Genomic DNA, 1,100 nt, shown 5'->3' on the forward strand with positions numbered 1-1,100 from the left:
ACCTTTATAGAAGCCACCCGCAGCCAGCAACGGGAAGATTTTATCGGGTCTATCAACCACTGTTTCCAGTTTTTAGGGGGCAGCACCAAGGCCATTGTTCCGGACAACCTGAAATCAGCAGTTTCGAAAGCCAGCAAGTACGAACCCATCCTGAATAAAACGCTGAAGGATCTGGCCCTTCATTATGGCTGCGTGATCAATCCGACCCGTTCGTATTCCCCACAGGACAAAGCGATGGTTGAAGGGGCTGTAAGGCTGGTTTATCAGCGCATTTTCTTCCCGATCCGGAACATGACCTTCTTTAGCCTGGACGAACTCAACAGGCAGCTTCAAAAGGAACTTGTAACGTACAATGACTACCTGATGGTTACTTACCAGGCAAGCCGCCGGAAACTGTTTGTAGAGCTGGAAGAGCAGTACCTTCAGTCATTACCACCGGATACATACCAGCTCAAACATTACAAACGGGCCAAAGTACAGAAGATGGGATATATCTACCTGTCAGACACCAAGAACTATTACAGCGTACCTTACCGTTACGTTGGCAAACAGGTCGAATTGCAGTACAATCAGGAGACCATCGAGGTATACTGTCAGTCGGACCGTATTGCAAGCCACAAAAGGGTTTTCCGCCCAGGCCAGTATGTTACCATTAAAGAGCACATGAGCAGTACCCATCAGTTTTACAATGACTGGAGCCCGGAATACTTTGCCGTGCTGGCAAATAATATTGGGCCAAAAACAGGCGAATACATCGCTCTGCTGATTGAGCAACAAGATTATCCGGAAACGGGGTACAAGCAGGCACTGGGCATTCTCAGCCTGAAAAAAGCCTTCGAGAAACACCGTATAGAGAAAGCCTGTGCCATTGCTTTAACCCATGAAAGATGCAGTTACCGTACCATCAAACGTATTCTGGAAAACAATATGGACAAAGCGGTAGCAGTTCCGGTACAACAAATATTTATTCCCATACACAGGAACTTACGGGGGCCAAAAGCTTATAATTAATCACTAAAACAATCAGAAATGAACAATCAAAGTACCATTGAAAAGATGAAACAAATGCGGCTGTATGCTATGGCCGAAACGTACTACAA

General features: G+C 46.0%; 1 protein-coding gene. It reads left to right on the top strand.

The window, feature by feature from the left end; genetic code table 11:
- On the top strand, positions 1–1,011 hold a 1,011-nt coding region (locus tag GA0111570_RS17200; RefSeq protein WP_139283320.1), incomplete at its 5' end, for a Mu transposase domain-containing protein.
- Positions 1,012–1,100: the final 89 nt, after the last annotated feature.

Source organism: Raineyella antarctica (assembly GCF_900092135.1).
Classification (GTDB): Bacteria; Actinomycetota; Actinomycetes; order Propionibacteriales; family Propionibacteriaceae; genus Raineyella; species Raineyella antarctica.